The sequence below is a fragment of the Rhizobium sp. AC44/96 genome (assembly GCF_001692185.1).
Taxonomy (GTDB): Bacteria; Pseudomonadota; Alphaproteobacteria; order Rhizobiales; family Rhizobiaceae; genus Rhizobium.
Genome location: NZ_LXKO01000001.1, coordinates 25,501 through 43,894, shown reverse-complemented (window position 1 = coordinate 43,894; position 18,394 = coordinate 25,501). Strand labels below are relative to the sequence as shown.

General features: G+C 63.1%; 18 protein-coding genes. 13 read left to right on the top strand and 5 right to left on the bottom strand.

Annotation, left to right across the window (positions count from 1 at the left end; all coding sequences use genetic code 11):
- The first annotated feature begins 17 nt into the window (after positions 1 to 17).
- Positions 18 to 1,226 (top strand): bifunctional phosphopantothenoylcysteine decarboxylase/phosphopantothenate--cysteine ligase CoaBC, encoded by a 1,209-nt coding sequence (gene coaBC / locus A6U87_RS00175; RefSeq protein WP_065689235.1) that lies wholly within the window; start codon positions 18 to 20, stop codon positions 1,224 to 1,226.
- Here the strand turns inward: coaBC and A6U87_RS00170 are convergent.
- Positions 1,216 to 2,025 carry a class II glutamine amidotransferase gene (locus tag A6U87_RS00170; RefSeq protein WP_065689234.1) on the bottom strand — a complete coding sequence of 270 codons (810 nt, stop codon included), beginning with the start codon at positions 2,023 to 2,025 and terminating at the stop codon, positions 1,216 to 1,218. The genes coaBC and A6U87_RS00170 overlap by 11 nt on opposite strands.
- Positions 2,026 to 2,287: 262 nt before the next feature.
- On the opposite strand from A6U87_RS00170, the gene A6U87_RS00165 reads away from it, so the two are divergent.
- From A6U87_RS00165 to otsA, 6 genes are all read left to right on the top strand, one after another.
- A complete protein-coding gene (locus A6U87_RS00165; protein WP_065689233.1) occupies positions 2,288 to 3,199 on the top strand; it encodes a pirin family protein in 912 nt (303 codons plus the stop codon).
- 500 nt (positions 3,200 to 3,699) lie between these two features.
- Positions 3,700 to 4,377: a FadR/GntR family transcriptional regulator gene (locus A6U87_RS00160; protein WP_065689232.1), complete on the top strand. Its 678-nt coding sequence runs from the start codon at positions 3,700 to 3,702 to the stop codon at positions 4,375 to 4,377.
- Positions 4,374 to 5,663 carry an MFS transporter gene (locus tag A6U87_RS00155; protein WP_065689231.1) on the top strand — a complete coding sequence of 430 codons (1,290 nt, stop codon included), beginning with the start codon at positions 4,374 to 4,376 and terminating at the stop codon, positions 5,661 to 5,663. The genes A6U87_RS00160 and A6U87_RS00155 overlap by 4 nt, the downstream gene beginning before the upstream one ends.
- A gap of 82 nt (positions 5,664 to 5,745) precedes the next feature.
- Positions 5,746 to 7,263: a S10 family peptidase gene (locus A6U87_RS00150; RefSeq protein ID WP_065689230.1), complete on the top strand. Its 1,518-nt coding sequence runs from the start codon at positions 5,746 to 5,748 to the stop codon at positions 7,261 to 7,263.
- Between the two features lie 125 nt (positions 7,264 to 7,388).
- Complete coding sequence (gene otsB / locus A6U87_RS00145) at positions 7,389 to 8,120, top strand: trehalose-phosphatase (protein WP_244499403.1); 732 nt, start codon at positions 7,389 to 7,391, stop codon at positions 8,118 to 8,120.
- A 46-nt stretch (positions 8,121 to 8,166) separates the two neighbouring features.
- Complete coding sequence (gene otsA / locus A6U87_RS00140; protein ID WP_065689228.1) at positions 8,167 to 9,543, top strand: alpha,alpha-trehalose-phosphate synthase (UDP-forming); 1,377 nt, start codon at positions 8,167 to 8,169, stop codon at positions 9,541 to 9,543.
- A gap of 10 nt (positions 9,544 to 9,553) precedes the next feature.
- Here the strand turns inward: otsA and A6U87_RS00135 are convergent, their stop codons facing one another.
- Positions 9,554 to 10,456, bottom strand: coding sequence for a LysR substrate-binding domain-containing protein (locus tag A6U87_RS00135; RefSeq protein ID WP_065689227.1), 903 nt, complete (start codon positions 10,454 to 10,456; stop codon positions 9,554 to 9,556).
- 98 nt (positions 10,457 to 10,554) lie between these two features.
- Between A6U87_RS00135 and A6U87_RS00130 the strand changes: the two genes are divergently transcribed.
- Genes A6U87_RS00130 through A6U87_RS00120 form a run of 3 tightly spaced genes read left to right on the top strand, consistent with a single transcriptional unit; the run spans position 10,555 to position 13,310 of the window.
- Positions 10,555 to 11,505: a choline ABC transporter substrate-binding protein gene (locus A6U87_RS00130; RefSeq protein ID WP_065689226.1), complete on the top strand. Its 951-nt coding sequence runs from the start codon at positions 10,555 to 10,557 to the stop codon at positions 11,503 to 11,505.
- A gap of 23 nt (positions 11,506 to 11,528) precedes the next feature.
- On the top strand, positions 11,529 to 13,043 hold the full coding sequence (gene betC, locus A6U87_RS00125) for a choline-sulfatase (protein ID WP_065689225.1): 1,515 nt from the start codon (positions 11,529 to 11,531) through the stop codon (positions 13,041 to 13,043).
- 57 nt (positions 13,044 to 13,100) lie between these two features.
- Entirely contained in the window at positions 13,101 to 13,310 is a 210-nt protein-coding gene (locus A6U87_RS00120) for a molybdopterin-binding protein (protein WP_018898137.1), read from the top strand.
- Here the strand turns inward: A6U87_RS00120 and tsaA are convergent, their stop codons facing one another.
- Both tsaA and A6U87_RS00110 read right to left on the bottom strand, forming a co-directional pair.
- Positions 13,311 to 13,835 (bottom strand): tRNA (N6-threonylcarbamoyladenosine(37)-N6)-methyltransferase TrmO, encoded by a 525-nt coding sequence (gene tsaA, locus A6U87_RS00115; protein ID WP_065689224.1) that lies wholly within the window; start codon positions 13,833 to 13,835, stop codon positions 13,311 to 13,313.
- A 55-nt stretch (positions 13,836 to 13,890) separates the two neighbouring features.
- On the bottom strand, positions 13,891 to 15,474 hold the full coding sequence (locus A6U87_RS00110; RefSeq protein WP_065689223.1) for a peptide chain release factor 3: 1,584 nt from the start codon (positions 15,472 to 15,474) through the stop codon (positions 13,891 to 13,893).
- A 90-nt stretch (positions 15,475 to 15,564) separates the two neighbouring features.
- Between A6U87_RS00110 and dut the strand changes: the two genes are divergently transcribed.
- Together dut and A6U87_RS00100 are read left to right on the top strand one after the other, a co-directional pair.
- A complete protein-coding gene (gene dut, locus A6U87_RS00105) occupies positions 15,565 to 16,035 on the top strand; it encodes a dUTP diphosphatase (RefSeq protein ID WP_065689222.1) in 471 nt (156 codons plus the stop codon).
- Positions 16,035 to 16,934, top strand: a complete 900-nt coding sequence (locus A6U87_RS00100; RefSeq protein WP_065689221.1) for a GNAT family N-acetyltransferase — start codon at positions 16,035 to 16,037, stop codon at positions 16,932 to 16,934. Before dut ends, A6U87_RS00100 begins: the two co-directional genes overlap by 1 nt.
- Here the strand turns inward: A6U87_RS00100 and A6U87_RS00095 are convergent.
- A complete protein-coding gene (locus A6U87_RS00095; RefSeq protein WP_065689220.1) occupies positions 16,931 to 17,386 on the bottom strand; it encodes an Lrp/AsnC family transcriptional regulator in 456 nt (151 codons plus the stop codon). The genes A6U87_RS00100 and A6U87_RS00095 overlap by 4 nt on opposite strands.
- Positions 17,387 to 17,497: 111 nt before the next feature.
- Between A6U87_RS00095 and A6U87_RS00090 the strand changes: the two genes are divergently transcribed.
- Complete coding sequence (locus tag A6U87_RS00090; protein WP_065689219.1) at positions 17,498 to 18,394, top strand: DMT family transporter; 897 nt, start codon at positions 17,498 to 17,500, stop codon at positions 18,392 to 18,394.

The window sequence follows — 18,394 nt, the reverse complement described above, 5'->3', positions numbered from 1 at the left end:
GTGCGACGGGCGAGACCATGGTTTTCAGCGGCAAACGCATCCTTCTCATCATCTCGGGCGGCATTGCCGCCTATAAGAGCCTCGACCTGATCCGGCGGCTTCGCGAGCGCGGTGCGGCCGTTCGCCCCGTGATGACCAAGGGCGCGCAGGAGTTCGTAACGCCGCTTGCCGTCGGGGCGCTCGCCGCCGATCACGTCTTTACCGATCTCTTCTCGCGGCAGGACGAACAGGACGTCGGCCACATCAGGCTGGCGCGCGATTGCGATCTGGTGCTCATCGCGCCAGCGACCGCCGATCTGCTGGCGAAGATGGCCGCCGGGCTTGCTGACGACCTCGCCTCGACCATCCTGCTGGCAACCGACCGACCCGTTCTTGCGGCACCCGCCATGAACCCGCACATGTGGGCGCACGCCGCAACGAAGCGAAACGTGAAGACTCTCCGAGACGACGGTATCCGCTTTGTCGGGCCGATGGCAGGAGAGATGGCCGAGAGCCGGGAGGCCGGCATCGGGCGAATGGCAGAACCGCTCGACATCGTAGCCGCAGCCGAGGCGATGTTCGACGACAGCCCGAAGCCGCTGGCCGGCCGCAAGGCGATCGTCACCTCCGGGCCGACGCATGAGCCGATCGATCCCGTCCGCTACATTGCCAACCGCTCCTCCGGCCGCCAGGGCCACGCGATCGCTGCCGCGCTGGCGAAGCTCGGCGCCGAAGTCACGCTCGTATCCGGCCCTGTCACCATCGCGGACCCGATCGGCGTCCGAGCGATCCACGTCGAGCGCGCGGAAGAGATGCGCGATGCCGTGCTTGCGGCGCTTCCGGCGGACATTGCCGTCATGGTCGCGGCCGTTGCGGACTGGCGCGTCGCGTCCGCCTCCGGCCAGAAGATCAAGAAGCATCCTGGCGAATCCATCCCGACGCTGGCGCTGACTGAGAACCCTGACATCCTGAAGACGGTCGGACACCACACCATGCGGCCAAAGGTGGTCGTCGGCTTCGCGGCGGAAACCCAGAATGTCGAGAGTAATGCGAGGACGAAGCTCGAACGCAAGGGGGCGGACTTCATCGTTGCCAACGACGTGTCGCCGGCCACGGGCATCATGGGCGGGGTTCGCAATCAGGTGAAGATCGTCGGCCGCGACGGCATCGAGCAATGGCCGGATCTCGCCAAGGACGAGGTGGCACACAGGTTGGCCGCCTTGATCGCCAAACAGTTCAAGCCGTAGCGGCTATTCGCTGCCGATCGGCTGCCCTCTCGCTCAGGCAGAACGGCGCAATGTCGAGGCCGTTCTCGCTGAGCGTCACGGCGCTGCCATCCGGTATCTCCGCCCAAGCATCAACGTCATCGTTGAGCGGCTCGGAGACAAGGCAGAATCCCTTGCCCAAAGGTGAGGCATAGAGCGTCGGAGCTTTGCGGTCCGTGGCATAGCGGATCGCATAAAGCGACTTTCCGTCGGAAAAAGCGGCCGTATAGCGCACCAATGCCGAGCCGAGGATCTTCTCGGCAAGCCCTTCGACAAAGCCAATCATCTCGGCCATCGCCGAGATCGGTGTCTGGCGCAAGCCGAATTGCAGGGCGAGCAGGAACATCAGTTCGGAATCGGTCGTGCCGCCGCGCGCGTTGAACAACTCATCGTCGAGCATGGCTTCCATCGCCCGGCGCAAGCGCTCGAACCCGGCGATCTGGCCATTGTGCATGAATGACCAGTTGCCGAAGGCGAAGGGATGACAGTTGTCGCGCCGGGTACCGCCGCCCGTGGCAGCGCGCACATGGGCCAGAAAAAGCGGCGAGCGGATCTGCCGCGCAAGGCTCTTCAGATTGCAATCCGACCACGCCGGAAGCGTATCGCGGTAGCGTCCCGGCTCCGGGCGGTCGCCATACCAGGCGATGCCGAAACCGTCGCCATTGGTCGCCGTCTTGGCGCGTGTTGCGCAATGGGATTGTTCGATCAGGGAATGCGCAGGCGAAGACACCAGCTCCTCAAGATAGAGGGGGTCTCCACGATAGGCTGCCCAGCGACACATGCTCTTTCACTCCGGAGCCCGCCGTGCCCGCGGCGGGAGAATGCTGAAACGCAACGACGATTGTCGAATCCGATGGTTAATAAGAACTAAACACGACGACGGCTTGCAAGCGGAACATGACAATTTTCTGGCGCCGGCTGCTATCAAATTCCGCGATGCAGCAATTTCTTTTGTGAACAGTGCGTTCTACCGACGCCGGACTTCGCGGCCCTCGCCAACGTCGCTATATTTGCCGGCAAGTAGAACCACCGAGAGGATGATTATGTCGATCCGTCCCGTAAAGCATTTGAGTACTGCAACACCGACCATGGAGGGCGCCGGCGTCAAGCTGCACCGCGTCTTCGGCTTCGGCGATCCGTCATTGACCGATCCATTCCTGATGATGGACGATTTTCGCAACGATAATCCGGCGGAGTATATCCGCGGGTTCCCGTGGCATCCGCATCGCGGCATCGAGACCATCACCTATGTGCTGGCCGGTACCGTTGAACACGGTGATAGCCTCGGCAATCGTGGACTGCTGGGCGCCGGCGATATCCAGTGGATGACCGCGGGCAGCGGCATCATGCACCAGGAAATGCCGAAAGGCGATTTCGCCGGCCGCATGCACGGCTTTCAGCTCTGGGCCAATCTCCCATCGTCGCTGAAGATGACGGCGCCGCGCTATCAGGATGTCAAATCCGCTGATATCCCCGTGGTCGTCGATGACGACGGGACGGTCGTTCGCGTCATCTGTGGCAACTTCTGGGGCAAGGCCGGTCCTGTGGACGGCGTCGCCGCCGAGCCGATCTATCTCGACGTTTCGGTTCCGCCTGGCAAGAAGAAGCGCCTGCCGGTCGATACCTACCGCAACGCATTCGCCTATATCTTTGCCGGTTCCGGAACCTTCCGCGACGCCTCCAAGCCATTTGGCGTGCGTGTCGAGAAGGAGGTGAACGGCGAGGAACTGAACATCCGCGACATGTCCGGCAACCGGACGCTGGTTGTTTTCGATACCGGCGACGAGGTGACGGTACAGGCGGGCGACGAAGGCATCCGGTTCCTGCTGGTCTCGGGAAAGCCGATCGAGGAGCCAGTCGCGTGGCACGGACCGATCGTCATGAACTCGCGAGAAGAGATCATGCAGGCGATGCAAGAGCTGCAGAACGGCACCTTCATCAAGGCGGCACACTAACCCGGCTTACGAATGGCTGCCTTTCCACAGGAAGCGAGAGTGACGCTCGCGGGGCGTCACTCTCGTCCTGACCTTGTAAAAGTCATTGTAAAACCTCGTTGATTCCGATCGTCGGAAAATACAACGCCGACCTCCCGCTAATACGGAGCGCCACCCGTCGGGATTACATCTTGCATCTGCGACGAATCAGCCTACCTTTTACTTATCGACAACAGAACGAAAGGAAGGTGATCCAATGTCTAATGAGATTTCGGACCTCGTAACAGGCATGGAAGAGGTGAAGAAAGCGAGGCAGCCCTCGCTCTGAACCCAGCCTTCCTTGGATCGCCAAAGCGGTCCGGCCACGTTACAGGCCAAAGCTCATGGAAGGGTCGCCTCGGGCGGCCCTTTTCCATTTCTACCATCCTTATTCCTCCACCATCCCTGCTTTGCCTGACCGATTGACCACGGTCCTCATTCGGATTATTCGTAAAGTCATCTGATGACTTGATGAAACGCCGATGCAACCACTCGCAAAAACCAATCTCGCCGAAACGGCGATCAAAGCGATCCGTGCCGAGATCCTGGCGAAACGCTGGGCCATCGGCGACAAGCTGCCCAACGAAGCCACGCTCTCCGCCATGCTTTCCGTCAGCCGCGGCACCATCCGCGAGGCGGTGCGCGTGCTCGTTTCCCAAGGGCTTCTGGAGACCCGGCAGGGTTCCGGAACATATGTGCTGTCGACGACCGACGCGGTCCTGCCGCTGACCATGGCGCGACGGGCGAGCCTGCGCGACCTGTTTGAGGCACGCTGCGCGCTCGATGTCGAAGCGGCGCGGCTCGCCGCCCTCCGGCAGGCGCCCGACACGGTCGCGGTACTCCGCGGGCTGCTGGCGCAACGCGGAAACTTCGAAGGCGGCGACAAGTCCGCCTTCGTCAAGCGTGATCTTGCGTTCCATCAGGCAATCATTGCCGCTTCCGGCAATCGCGCGATGATCGAGATCTATGCGTTCTTCTCCACCTCGATTGCCGAGACCATCGAGGCGACGCTTGGGGAGGATATTCCCGAACCCGACATGCAGGCGCACACCGATATCGTCGACGCCATCGCGACGGGCGATCCCGACAAGGCCGATGCGGCGGTGCGCCGTTTCATGGCCCCCGTTATCAGCGCACTCGACCGGATGCTTCTTTCATGACCACGCCTTTGCATGACACGACCCCAGACTATGACCTTGCCGACCAGCAGCTGATCGATGCCGAAGCCGACAGCACGCCGCAACCGGTGCCGCCCTCCACGAGCCCTGCCGGACGGCTCGTGCTCGGAGCAAGCCTTGTCCTGATTGCATTCAACCTGCGGCCTGTCTTTTCCAGCGCATCGGCGCTGCTTCCAGAAATCCGCTCCGAACTGGGCTTGTCGACGCTTGGCGCCAGCCTGCTGACAACGCTGCCGGTGGTTTGCCTCGGTGCCTTTTCTCCTTTCGCGCCGCGGCTCGCGCAGCGTTTCGGTTCCGAACGCACGCTTCTCGGCGTGCTGTTCCTGCTTGCTCTCGGAACGGCACTGCGCGGTACGTCATCGGTACTCTTGCTTTTCCTCGGAACGGCAATCGCTGGTGCCTGCATAGCCGTCGGCAATGTGTTGCTGCCGGGCCTGGTCAAGCGCGACTTTGCCGACCGGGCAGCGCTGATGACCGGTTTCTACACGATGGCGCTTTGTGCCGGAGCGGCGAGCGCCGCCGGATTGACGCTTCCGCTCGAGCGGGCGCTTGGCGGCTCAATGGCGGGTGCGCTGTCCGCCTGGGCGCTGCCGGCCCTGATCGTGGGCCTAATCTGGCTGCCGCAGGTTCTCTCGACGACATCGCAGGTCAGACGTAGCGGCTTTTCGGTTGTCGGCCTGTGGCGAGATCGTCTTGCCTGGCAGGTTACGCTTTTCATGGGTCTGCAATCGGCGCTCGCCTATTGTGTATTCGGCTGGCTCGTGCCGATCCTGCGCGAACGCGGGCTGGATGGGGTCACCGCCGGCGCCATCGTTTCGGCATCGGTGATGATCCAGGCCGCCTCCTGCCTCGTCGCGCCGCAGATCGCGGTCAGAGGCAAGGACCAGCGCGTCATCAACGCATCGCTCTGCGTGATCGCGGTCGTTGCCCTGCTTGGCTTGCTGTTTGCTCCGCTTTCCACGGTCTGGATCTGGGCGATCCTGCAGGGCATCGGTCAGGGTGGCCTTATCGCGGTGGCGATGACGGCGATCGTCTTGCGCTCGCGGGATGCACATGTCGCGGCGCACCTCTCGGGCATGGCTCAGTGCGTGGGCTATCTGCTTGCGGCCATCGGCCCGCTGGTCGTAGGCCTCATTCGCGGGTGGACGGGGAGCTTCGCGTGGTGCGCGGTTCTCTTTGTCGTGCTTGGCGCCGGCGCGGCGATCAACGGCTGGAGTGCCGGGCGCGCGCGCTACGTCGAGGCGCGCACCATCGAAAAAGCGGGCTGAAGATCACTATCTCTTGATCCCGCTTTCTCCGCCGGGGATGCTAGGTTCGACCGACCACGTCCATCCAACGGGAGGAAGACCGTTGCGTTTTCGATCCGCCATCCTGCTCGTCGCCCTTTTCGCCGCAATCACGCCCGCCCTTTCGAACGCTCAAAGCAGCGATGCTAGCCAAGGCGCGTCTCGCAGGGGGGTACTGGCGCTCCTGCCATCGGATTCGGTGACGGAGCACCAATTGACGATCGGCGACAAGACCATTGCCTATACGGCAACGGCCGGAACGCTTGATCTTTTCGGCCAGGATGGCGTGCAGACCGGTTCGATCTTTTACACGGCCTATGTCAAGAAAGACGGCGGGCCTGATCGGCCGCTGACGTTTGCCTTCAACGGCGGACCGGGCGCGGCATCCGCTTTCCTTCATCTTGGCCTGGTCGGCCCGCGCATACTCGATTTCGGCCCGAAGGGTGATGACGGCGCCAATGCCAGACTGGTCGACAATCCGCAAAGCTGGCTTGATTTCACGGACCTCGTGCTCATCGATCCGATTGGCACCGGCTGGAGCCGGACGGCAAAGGCCGACGACGCATCGAAATACTATAGCGTCAACTCCGACGCCGAGAGCGTTGCAAAGGCCATCGCGCTTTACGTGGCCCATAACAACCGGTCGGCATCGCCGAAATATCTGCTCGGCGAAAGCTATGGAGGCTTCCGCGCCGCCAAGGTGGCAGGCGCTCTCAAGGATAGCCAGGGGATCATTGTGTCGGGTGCGATCATGCTCTCGCCTCTGCTTGAGGGCCAGCTGATGTTCAACGCCGACCAGTTCGCGCTGGGTGCCGCGCTGGAGTTGCCGTCTCTGGCGGCTGCGGAAATGGACCGCCGCAACGCCTTCGATGATGCCAAGCAGCGGGAAGCAGAACGCTTTGCGCTCGGAGACTATCTGACGACGCTGGCGGGCGCGCCGCCAAGCGGTGAGACGGCCAAGGCGTTCTACGCCAAGGTGGCCGGCATGACCGGCATTCCGCAGGATGTGGTCGAAAAGAACCGCGGCTTCCTCGGCAATGCCTACCGCAAGACCACCGACGGACAGGACGACCGCGTGGCGAGCCCCTATGACGCCGCCTTTACAACGCCGGATCCCTATCCCGAGTCAGCCTACGAGCGGGGTGACGATGCCATCCTCGACGGCTTCACGCGGGCCTATGGCGGCGCATTCGCCGACTATGCTCGCAACGAGCTCGGCTTCAAGACGGAGATGACCTATTCGCTGCTCGACAGCGACGTCAACCGGCAGTGGGAATGGGGCGGACGCGGCGGAGGCTCGCGTCTCCAGGCCAGCGTCACCGACGACATGCGCGAGATGCTCGCGTCCAATCCTGCCTTCCACCTACTGATCGCGCACGGCTACAGCGATCTCGTGACGCCCTATGGTGTCAGCCGCTATGTGATCGACCATCTGCCGCCCGCATTGGTTGACGGACGGGTGGCGCTCAATGTCTATCGCGGCGGCCACATGTTCTATACGCGCGCCGAGCAACGCGCAGCGTTTACGGCCGATGCGAAGGCTTTCTATGGGGTGCGCCCGCCGACGTCGCCGGCCGATTGATCCCGGTCAACTGCCCGACCGGGGGTTGTCATGAGCGATCATCGCCATAGATAGTCCCCATGTCCTACCCAAAGCCGCCATCGAACACCCGAAAACCGCCGCAGGTTTCCGGGCAGGTATTGTTGATGCGCATTCTTCGGTCGTCTCCCGATGACTACGCGCTGTTTCTCGACATCGACGGAACGCTGCTCGATCTGGCCGAGACCCCCGACGGCATCGTCGTGCCCGCAGCGCTGCCCTCGCAACTGGACCTGCTGTCACGCAAGCTGGGTGGCGCTCTTGCGCTGGTGACGGGGCGCGCGCTTGCCTATGCGGATCAGCTGTTTACACCCTACCGGTTTCCGATCGCCGGGCTTCATGGTGCCGAACTGCGAGCCCCCGACGGGCGCGTTGAAGCGGCGCGTAGCACGCCGGCTTTCGAACGATTGAAGGCCGATCTCAACGAAGCCACGCGCCACCTTGACGGTGTCCTGATCGAAGACAAGGGCCCCGCCGTCGCCGCCCACTATCGTCTTGCCCCTGAAAGCCAGGCCGAGCTCGAGCCCCTGATGGAAACGTTCCTCGCAAGGGCCGGAGACAACTGGACCCTGCAGCGCGGCAAGATGGTTCTCGAAATCCGCCCGGCGAGCGCCGACAAGGGACAGGCCGTCGAGGCTCTGCTTTCCCGCGCGCCCTTCGCTGGCAGATCCCCGATCACCATCGGTGACGACATCACCGACGAAGCGATGTTTCATGCCGCCAACCGCCGTGGCGGCCACTCGATCCGCATCGGGACGCCGCTGGCCGCCACCGCCGCCACCGCAACGTTGCCCAATTCTGCCGCACTGCGGGAACTGATCGCGCAGATCACCGTTTGATCAGCGATACCGCATTGCCGCCCCTCCGCGCTGAAAGGAATTTTACGTGAGCCGTCTCGTCGTCGTTTCCAACCGTGTCCCCGTCCCTGAAAAGGGCGGCGCAGCAGCCTCCGCCGGCGGACTTGCCGTAGCGTTGCTGGCTGCCCTGCAGGAGCGTGGCGGGATCTGGATGGGCTGGTCGGGAAAATCCAGCGGCGACAACGAGCCGGGGCCACTTTCCGTGCAAGAGCAGGGAAAAATCACCTTCGCCCTGACTGATCTGACCGAGAAGGACGTCGACGAGTATTATTTCGGTTTCGCCAACCGCGTGCTCTGGCCGATCTGCCACTACCGGCTAGATCTGGCCGAATACGGACGCAAGGAGATGGCCGGCTATTTCCGCGTCAATCGCTTCTTCGCGCATCGGTTGGCGCCGTTGCTCGAGCCGGACGACACGATCTGGATCCACGACTATCACCTCATTCCACTCGCCGCCGAACTTCGCCAGATGGGCATCAAGAATCGCATCGGCTTCTTCCATCACATTCCCTGGCCACCGGCAGACGTGCTGGCCGCCATGCCGGTTCACGAAGAGATCATGCGCAGCCTTGCGGCATATGACCTCGTCGGCTTCCAGACGGATCACGACCTGGAGAACTTTGCGGGCTGCCTGCGTCGCGAAGACTTGGGCGATGCCCTCGGTGATGGGCGCTTCACTGCCGGCGAGAGGGTTTTCAAGGGCGGCGCTTATGGTATCGGGATCGAAACCGCGGCCTTCGCGCAGTTTGCGCAAAAGGCGGTCGGCCACAACATGGTCCACAAGGCTAGAAAGAGCATCGAGGGCCGCGACCTCATCATCGGCGTCGACCGGCTGGATTATTCCAAGGGCCTGACGCAGCGGATCGATGCTTTCGAGCATTTCGTGCTCGGCAACCCGGCCCACCAGCGCCGGGTGACCTATCTGCAGGTGACGCCGAAATCCCGCTCCGAAGTGCCGGAATACGAGCAGATGCAGCGCACGGTCGCCGAACAGGCGGGACGCGTCAACGGGGCGCTCGGGACGGTGGACTGGGTGCCGATCCGCTATATCAACCGCTCGCTCAGCCGGCCGATCCTGGCGGGGCTCTACCGGCTTGCGAAAGTCGGGCTGGTCACGCCGCTTCGTGACGGGATGAATCTCGTCGCGAAGGAATATGTCGCCGCGCAGGATCCTGACGATCCCGGCGTGCTGGTCCTGTCGCGTTTTGCCGGGGCCGCACGCGAACTGAAGGGCGCGCTGCTGGTAAACCCCTATGACGTCGTGGGGACATCGAATGCACTAGCGCGTGCCCTGAACATGCCGCTGGAAGAGCGCCAGGAGCGCTGGCAACGGATGATGGACTATTTGCTGGAGCACGACGTATCGCGCTGGTGCGACGATTTCCTGCAGGACCTCGCCGCCTGACGGCGCGCTGTCAGCCGATGCCGGCCTCGCTGAGAAGCCAGGCGCCGAGCTGATCGCTTTGCGGGCTGCGCGTCTTTGGCTGCAACAGCCAGTAGCCGCGATCGGGGGCCTCCAGCGATGGACCCGCGATCGCCAGAATGCCGGAGGCCAGCAGAGGATCGACAAGCCCCATCCAGCCGAGAGCCAGCCCCTGCTCGCCAAGAGCTGCCTGCACGACCAGCGAATAGGTATTGAAGCTCAGGTCACCCTGCCCCGCGTGCGGCTCGCGATTGATGCCGATCTGCGCAAAATAGCTCCGCCAATCGAACCAGGGAGACGGAGCGGCGGTGTCGAGATGGATGAGACGGCCGCGTGCGAGATCGGCGGGCTCCGTGAACGGACCGTTGCGATCGAGAAAGCCCTGGCTGCAGACCGGCGCGACCTTTTCCGGCAACAGCAGCTTTGCCCGCGCCCCGAATTCGGCGCGTGTCCCGAACACGACGGCAACATCGCTCTGTTCGGACCTTTCGCGTTCCATGCGTTGCGTCGCGACGATCTGGATGTCCATGTCGGGATAGAGCAGCCGGAAGGCGTGCATTCGCGGGATCAACCAGAGCGCCGAAAAGGCATAGTCCGTATGGAGCCTGATCGATGGCCGCTCGACTTCGCTGCGCAGCCTGCGGGCAAGGTCGTCGATCTCGCCGACGCTTCTGGCCACGATATCGAACAGCCGCTGTCCCGCCGGCGTGAGTTCGACGCCGCGATGCTGCCTCGTCAGGAGCGCGACCCCCATCTGCTCCTCGAGCCTGCGGATCTGATAACTGACCGCCGGCTGCGTCAGGCCGAGCGTGCTCGCCGCCGAAGACAGGCTGCCCACCCTGCCGATCTCGGCGAATATCCGCATCCATCCCAGGTCGACGGCCCGCTCTGCCATAAAAAATCCTTTGGGTAACTATCGAAAAAAGCTGCCTTCACAATGCCAACACTCGTGTTGTTCAATAAAGCCATCAAATGACAAAAAGGGGAAATGCGATGACAGGAATTTCTGCAGTCCGCCGTCTGGCCGCCGGCGTTATGCTCTCCGTTCTTGCCGTGGGATCGGCCGCTGCCGCCGACGACGCATCGTGCAAGGTGATCCGCATGTCCGATCCGGGCTGGACCGACATCACCGCCACCAACGGCGTCACGTCAGTCATCCTGACGGCGCTCGGCTACGAGCCCGACGTCAAGACGCTCTCCGTGCCAATCGGCTACCAGTCGATGAAAAACGGCGAGATCGACGTCTTCCTCGGCAACTGGATGCCGGCGCAGAAAGCCTTCATCGACGACCTGACTGCCGCCAAGGCGATCGAAGTCATGAACAAGAACCTCGAAGGCGCGAAGTTCACGCTCGCGGTCCCGACCTATGTTGCGGACAAGGGCGTGAAGGACTTCGCCGATCTGCAGAAGCATGCGGACGAATTCGACCACAAGATCTATGGCATCGAGCCGGGTGCCCCAGCCAATTCGAGCATTCAGAAGATGATCGATGCCAACGACTTCGGCCTGAAGGACTGGAAGCTGGTCGAATCCGGCGAGCAGGCAATGCTGGCGCAGGTCGATCGCGCCTCGAAGGAAAAGGGCGCGGTGGTGTTCCTGGCCTGGGCGCCGCATCCGATGAACGAGAAATTCTCGATCGAATATCTCTCGGGCGGCGACGCCTACTTCGGCCCGAACTTCGGCGGCGCCGAGGTCTATACGCTGGCCCGCACCGGCTGGTCGGCAAAGTGCCCGAACGCGGCGGCGCTGATGAAGAACCTAAAGTTCGAGATCAGCATGGAGAACTCGCTGATGGGCTCGATTCTCGGCGGCGAGGACCCGAAGGCCGCGGCAACCGCCTGGTTGAAGGCCAATCCGACCGCAGTCGACCCGTGGCTCTCCGGCGTCACGACGCTTGACGGCAAGCCCGCCGCGGATGCAGTCAAGACCTCCCTCGGCCTCTGATACCTCAAGGACACTAGAACAGCATGGCGCGCCCGAATTTTCTCATCCTGATGGTCGACCAGTATAACGGGACGCTGTTTCCCGACGGGCCGGCCGAGTTTCTTCACGCGCCGCATCTGAAAGCCCTGGCGAAGCGCTCCGTGCGCTTTGCCAACACCTATACTGCAAGCCCGCTCTGCGCGCCGGCGCGGGCTTCCTTCATGTCCGGGCAGCTTCCAAGCCGCACCCGCGTCTACGACAACGCCGCCGAATTCGCGTCCGATATCCCGACCTTCGCACATCACCTGCGCGCGGCCGGCTATCACACCGCGCTTTCGGGCAAGATGCACTTCGTCGGTCCCGACCAGCTGCACGGCTTCGAGGAGCGGCTGACGACCGACATTTATCCGGCCGATTTCGGCTGGACGCCCGATTACACCAAGCCCGGCGAGCGCATCGACTGGTGGTACCACAATCTCGGCTCGGTGACGGGCGCGGGCGTGGCCGAAATCACCAACCAGATGGAATATGACGACGAGGTCGCCTACAACGCGACCCGCAAGCTCTACGACCTCTCGCGCCGGCAGGACGATCGCCCCTGGTGCCTGACGGTCAGCTTCACGCATCCGCACGACCCCTATGTTGCGCGCCGCAAGTTCTGGGATCTCTACGAGGATTGTCCTCATCTCGACCCGCAAGTCGGCACGATCCCGTTCGAGGAGCAGGACCAGCATTCGCAGCGGCTCTTGAAGGCCTGCGACTACGACGCCTTCGAGATTACCCGCGAGCAGGTGCGCAACGCACGCCGCGGCTATTTCGCCAATATCTCCTACATCGACGAGAAGGTCGGCGAGCTCGTCGACGTTCTCGAGCGCGGGCGCATGGCCGAGGATACCGTCATCCTCTTCGTCTCCGACCATGGCGACATGCTGGGCGAGCGTGGCCTCTGGTTCAAGATGTGCTTCTTCGACGGTTCCGCGCGGGTACCGCTGGCAATTGCCGCACCTGGCTGGGAACCGAAGCTCATCAGCCAGCCGGTCTCGACGCTCGACGTGACGCCGACGCTGGCGTCGCTTGCCGGGATCGACATCACCAAGCTCAAGCCCTGGACCGACGGCGAGGATCTGACGCCGCTTGCCACCGGGACCGGCGGACGCGGGCCGGTGCCGATGGAATATGCGGCCGAGGGCTCGATCGCGCCGCTGGTCGGCCTTCGTGACGGCAAGTTCAAGCTGACGCTCTGTGACGCTGACGCGCCGATGCTGTTCGACCTCGACGCCGACCCCAAGGAACTGAAGAACCTCGCCACCGATCCCGCCTATGCTGAGACGCTGGCGCATCTGACGGCGCAGGCGGAAAAGCGCTGGAACCTTGCAAGCTTCGATGCCGCCGTGCGCGAAAGCCAGGCGCGGCGCTGGGTGGTCTACGAGGCGCTGCGCAACGGCGCCTATTACCCCTGGGACTACCAGCCGCTGCAGCGCGCTTCGGAACGCTACATGCGCAACCATATGGACTTGAACGTGCTGGAAGAAAACCAGCGCTATCCGCGCGGCGAGTGAGATTGCCGTTTTGGTGGCGAATCGCTAAGTTCCGCCATCGAAACAAGGAGATATCTCATGAAAATCAGCGCCCGCAACCGCCTCAAGGGCAAGGTCGTCGAGATCACGCTCGGCGCCACGACGGCGCATGTGCGTATCGACATCGGCGGCGGCTCGATCGTGACGTCGTCGATCACCAACGAGGCGGTCAAGGAGCTCGGGTTGACCGTCGGCTCCGACGCCTACGCGGTGGTCAAGGCGTCCGACGTGATGGTCGCCGTCGACTGATCATGCCTTCTGGCAATAATGGGTCGTGCCGTCGTCGCCCGTCTGGAAATCGCCAGGCTGCGGCGGTGCGATCGGCTTGAAGAGCGTGCGATCCGGCTTCAGGTCGAGCAACGGCGTGCCATCGAGGCAATCCATGCCGCGCACCAGAAGCGTCGACCCTTCCACCGCCTCCAGCTTGACGATCGACGTGCCGATCGGATTGGGGCGGACGGGGGAGCGGAGCGAGAAGGTGCCGTGCACCTTGCCCGAATTGGCCGGACTCTGCAGCACGAGGTCGCGGCGCGAGCGATCCAGCCAGTATAGGATTTCCAGCCGCTCGAAGGCCTCGACGCCCTGCAGCGCCTGCGTCCAGGGCTCGAAGATCTCGATCCGGCAGATCGGCCCGTCATGGCGCCCCTGGCGCGGCGTCTCCATGCGCGAGGTCCAGGGTGTCAGGATGCGGCCGATGAAGACCAGGCCGGCATCCGTCGGCGGCGGAGCATCGACCGCCACTTCGTTTTCCCGGATTTCGTTTTCCCTGACCATCCTGCGCTCCCGTTAACGGGAGGCAGTATGGCATGGCGTTATAGCCGATGAAACATCACGCCGCCTTGGCGACGTGATATTCCTTGATGGCCACCATCTTGATGGCCGGGAAGCGTTCGGATTCGTAGCGCAGCGAGAAGCTGTCCTGCGCCAGGAAGACCGGGTCGCCGTCGAGGTCGCGGGCGATGTCGCCGCGCTTGACGTTGAGGAACTTGTCGAGCTCGGCCGGCTGGTCCGAGGAGATCCAGCGGCAGACGGAGAAGCGCGACATCTCAAACGAGACCGGCAGCGTGTATTCGGCCGACAGGCGCTCCTTCAAGACATCGAGCTGCAGGGCGCCGACGACGCCGACGATAGCCGGCGAACCATCTTCCGGCGAGAAGAGCTGCACGACGCCCTCCTCGGCCATCTGCTGCAGCGCTTCCTTGAGCTTCTTCGCCTTCATCGCGTCTTCCAGGCGCACGCGGCGCAGGATTTCCGGCGAGAAGTTCGGCACGCCCTGGAACACCAGCGCCTCGCCTTCCGTCAGCGTATCGCCGATTCTGAGCGTTCCGTGGTTCGGGATGCCGACGACGTCGCCGGCAAAGGCGGTATCGGCCAGCTGGCGCTGCGAGGCGAAGAAGAACTGCGGTGCCGTGAGGCCGAGCTGCTTGCCGGTGCGGGCAAGCCTTGCCTTCATGCCGCGCTCCAGCTTGCCTGAGCAGATGCGGGCAAAGGCGATGCGGTCGCGGTGGTTGGGGTCCATGTTGGCCTGGATCTTGAAGACGAAGGCCGTCATCTTGTCTTCGGCGGCATGCACGGTTCTGATATCGGCGACCTGGTCACGCGGCGGCGGCGCGAACTCGCCGAGCGCGTTGATGAGATCGCGGACGCCGAAATTGCGCAACGCCGAGCCGAAGAAAACAGGCGTCAGGTGGCCTTCGAGGAAGGCCTTGCGGTCGAAGGGGCGGCAGGCTTCGATCGCCAGTTCCGTCTCGTCGACGAAGGCCGAGCGCTCGTTTTCCGGCAGACGGTCGGCGACGGCCTGCGGGCCGTTGACCTTGGTGGGTGTCACTTCCGTATCGGAGCCGCGCACCGTGTTGTCGGCCAGGTGATAGGAGCCGCAGAAGGTCTTGGAGCGGCCGATCGGCCAGGTGACCGGGGCGGTGTCCAGCGCCAGCTTTTCCTCGACCTCATCCAGGATCTCGAAGGGATCGCGGCTTTCGCGGTCCATCTTGTTGATAAAGGTGATGATCGGGATGTCGCGCATGCGGCAGACTTCGAAGAGCTTGAGCGTTCTGGGCTCGATACCCTTGGCGGCGTCGATGACCATGACGGCGGCATCGACAGCCGTCAGCGTGCGGTAGGTGTCGTCGGCGAAGTCTTCGTGGCCTGGTGTGTCGAGAATGTTGAAGACATTGCCTTCGTACTCGAAGGTCATCACCGAGGTGACGACCGAGATACCGCGCTCGCGCTCGATCTTCATCCAGTCCGACCGGGTCTGGATGCGATCCTTCTTCGCCTTGACTTCGCCGGCGAGCTGAATGGCGCCGCCGAACAGCAGCAGCTTTTCGGTCAGCGTCGTCTTGCCCGCGTCCGGGTGGGCGATAATAGCGAATGTGCGGCGGCGGGAAACCGCCTCGGCGAGACTTTCGGCCATGCTATGAATCCTGTGGAGTTGCGGCGTATCTAGCGATTTAGGCGCCGCTTTGCAATTGACCTTGGCCTTGCGGGCGCAAAGTAATGGCGCATGACCATTCACACAGATACCCGCCCGACCCTCAATCTCCTGCGTCTTGCCCATGGCGAGGGCATCGAGCTGCCCGCCTATGAAACCAAGGGGGCGGCCGGCATGGACCTGCGCGCTGCCGTAGACGACGGTGCGCCGATGGTGCTTGCGCCGGGCAAGCGGGCGCTGGTGCCGACCGGGCTGATCTTCGAGATCCCCGAGGGCTTCGAAGGCCAGATCCGCCCACGCTCCGGCCTTGCCTTCAAGAACGGCATCACCTGCCTCAACACACCCGGCACGATCGACAGCGATTATCGCGGCGAAGTGAAGGTGCTGCTTATCAATCTTGGCGAGGAGCCGTTCGAGATCACGCGCGGCATGCGCATCGCCCAGATGGTGATCGCGCCGGTGACGCAGGCGCGCGTCGCCGAAATCACCGAGGCCAGCACGACGGCGCGTGGCGCTGGCGGTTTCGGCTCCACCGGCGTGTGATGGAAAAGACGGCCGACAGTTCGGGCCTCACCTTCCGGCAGGACTATTTTGCCGTCGATACCGCGTGGTCGGCATTCGTTGCACTGCTTCAGGATACGTTCGGCATCGATATCGATCCGCTTCAGCGGCTTGGTGGGCCAGATCCGTCCTGCATGCCGTTCGGGTGGTTCGACGCGGATGGCACGCTTGCCGCCAACCTCGCAGCGTTTTCGATGCCGACGATGATCAATGGCCGCTTGGTGCGGGCTGCCGCTTTCCAATCCGGCGCCGTTCGGCCGCCCTGGCGCGGACGTGGCCTCTATCGCGATGTCACCCTGAAGGCGCTTGAATGGTGCGAAGCAAAGGGCTTCGAGGCGATCGTCCTCTACACGGACAAGCCCGCGCTTTACGAGCCCTACGGCTTTCGTTCTCTGCCGCTTCACAGCTTCACTGGGCCTGCACCCGTGCCAGCGCCAAGGACTGCGCCGGCGCGACGTCTTGATCCGTGGGAGGCTGCCGACCTTCGCCTGCTGCAAGATGCTCTGAGGGCGCGCACGCCAGTATCGGATAGTCTCGCCGTTTGCCAGAGCGCGGCCATGTTCCTGATCAACACGCAATTCGATCCGGACGTTCAGCTAAGCTGGCTCGATGACCACAACGCCGTTGTCGCCTGGAAGGCGGATGGAGCCGAGCGCTTCATTCTGTTGGATGTCGTGGCAGCCGCCATCCCCTCGCTCTCTGCCATTCTCGGCGGGCTGGATCTTCAGCCCGCGGTTGCCGAGGTGCTGTTCCGGCCGGACAAGCTCGGCTGGACCGGCGAGCCGAAGCCGCTGGATGGCGCAACGTGCTTCATGATCCGATCCTCCACGCCGATAGCGCTCGACATGCCCGCCATGCTCTCGCCGATGGCTGATTTCTAGACGCCTGACAACGGCGGCAGACGACGCTTGACCGGCGACGCCTTGACCATCGAGGTGCTGGTCTCGGCCTTCTCGGCCACCCTGTCCAAGATCGTGTCCAGCTGGGCCATGGAGCGCACGACAAGCCGGGCGATGAAGCAATCGTCGCCCGTCACCTTGTCACACTCCACGAATTCCGGCGTTTCCTGAATGATCCGCTCCACGACATGCAATTGGCCAGGAAGCGGGCGCACGCGAATGATTGCCTGCAGCGGATAGCCGACGGCGGCCGCATCGATATCGATCGTGAAGGCGGCGATCACGCCGCGCTCTTCGAGACGGCGCAGACGCTCTGCCGCGCTCGGCGACGAAAGGCCGGCGGCCTGGGCCAGTTCTTTCAGCGACATCCGGGCGTTACCGGCAAGGGCATCGAGAATCCTCTGGTCGATGGCATCGAGGTCATTGTTAGGCAAAATCGCAGAACTCCTAACGATATTAGGTCAAAGCCAAATCGGACCTCATCAACCCTATATAATGCGGCGACCTGCGACAATATGATTTGCTTCCTGGCAATGGAGGCAACAATGCAGAAGGATATCCGCAGCGGCACGGTGCAAATGACCGCGGCCATGCTGATTTCAGGGACGATCGGGTGGTTCGTGGTTGTCTCCGGTCAGCCCGTGAGCAGCGTCGTTTTCTGGCGCTGCCTGTTCGGCGCCGTCAGCCTGCTTGTCATCTGCGCCGCGATGGGTCTGTTGCGGCCGGGCATGCTCAGCCTGCGATCCTTCGCAATCGCGGTTTTCGGTGGGGTTGCCATCGTCCTCAACTGGCTGCTGCTGTTCGCCTCCTACAAGCACGCATCGATTTCGGTCGCAACGACCGTCTACAACACCCAGCCATTCATGCTGCTTGGCCTAGGCGCGATGTTCCTCGGGGAAAAGATAACCGCCACGAAGCTGTTCTGGCTTACGCTTGCCTTCGCCGGCATGATCGCCATCGTTGAAGCCAAGCCGAACATCGAAGGAACGGACAACGGCTATGCGCTCGGCATTGCCATGGCGCTTGCCGCCGCCTTCTTCTACGCGCTCGCGGCTCTTGCGGCCAAGTGGCTCAAGGGAACGCCGCCGCATCTCATTGCCTTGATCCAGGTTGCCACGGGCGTCGTCATGCTGCTGCCGATGACCGACTTCTCCAGCCAACCGGCGAACGCGCAGACGTGGCTGCTCCTCGCCACGATGGGTGTCGTTCATACAGGGCTGATGTATGTGCTGCTTTATGGGGCCATCCAGAAGCTGCCGATCCATCTCACCGGCGCGCTTTCCTTCATCTATCCGATCGCGGCCATCCTCGTCGATCGGCTGGCCTTCGGTCACGCGCTGCAGCCGCTGCAGATCGCCGGCGCGGCAATCATCCTGCTTGCGGCTGCGGGCATGAACCTCGGCTGGACGCCCATGCGATTGCTGGGCGCCCGCGCAAGCTGA

What these genes read in the sequence shown, in the direction of transcription:
- coaBC (WP_065689235.1), top strand. Translation starts at nt 18, where the DNA reads ATGGTTTTCAGCGGCAAACGCATCCTTCTCATCATCTCGGGCGGCATT.
- A6U87_RS00170 (WP_065689234.1), bottom strand. Translation starts at nt 2,025, where the DNA reads ATGTGTCGCTGGGCAGCCTATCGTGGAGACCCCCTCTATCTTGAGGAG.
- A6U87_RS00165 (WP_065689233.1), top strand. Translation starts at nt 2,288, where the DNA reads ATGTCGATCCGTCCCGTAAAGCATTTGAGTACTGCAACACCGACCATG.
- A6U87_RS00160 (WP_065689232.1), top strand. Translation starts at nt 3,700, where the DNA reads ATGCAACCACTCGCAAAAACCAATCTCGCCGAAACGGCGATCAAAGCG.
- A6U87_RS00155 (WP_065689231.1), top strand. Translation starts at nt 4,374, where the DNA reads ATGACCACGCCTTTGCATGACACGACCCCAGACTATGACCTTGCCGAC.
- otsB (WP_244499403.1), top strand. Translation starts at nt 7,389, where the DNA reads ATGCGCATTCTTCGGTCGTCTCCCGATGACTACGCGCTGTTTCTCGAC.
- A6U87_RS00135 (WP_065689227.1), bottom strand. Translation starts at nt 10,456, where the DNA reads ATGGCAGAGCGGGCCGTCGACCTGGGATGGATGCGGATATTCGCCGAG.
- A6U87_RS00130 (WP_065689226.1), top strand. Translation starts at nt 10,555, where the DNA reads ATGACAGGAATTTCTGCAGTCCGCCGTCTGGCCGCCGGCGTTATGCTC.
- betC (WP_065689225.1), top strand. Translation starts at nt 11,529, where the DNA reads ATGGCGCGCCCGAATTTTCTCATCCTGATGGTCGACCAGTATAACGGG.
- A6U87_RS00120 (WP_018898137.1), top strand. Translation starts at nt 13,101, where the DNA reads ATGAAAATCAGCGCCCGCAACCGCCTCAAGGGCAAGGTCGTCGAGATC.
- tsaA (WP_065689224.1), bottom strand. Translation starts at nt 13,835, where the DNA reads ATGGTCAGGGAAAACGAAATCCGGGAAAACGAAGTGGCGGTCGATGCT.
- A6U87_RS00110 (WP_065689223.1), bottom strand. Translation starts at nt 15,474, where the DNA reads ATGGCCGAAAGTCTCGCCGAGGCGGTTTCCCGCCGCCGCACATTCGCT.
- dut (WP_065689222.1), top strand. Translation starts at nt 15,565, where the DNA reads ATGACCATTCACACAGATACCCGCCCGACCCTCAATCTCCTGCGTCTT.
- A6U87_RS00100 (WP_065689221.1), top strand. Translation starts at nt 16,035, where the DNA reads ATGGAAAAGACGGCCGACAGTTCGGGCCTCACCTTCCGGCAGGACTAT.
- A6U87_RS00090 (WP_065689219.1), top strand. Translation starts at nt 17,498, where the DNA reads ATGCAGAAGGATATCCGCAGCGGCACGGTGCAAATGACCGCGGCCATG.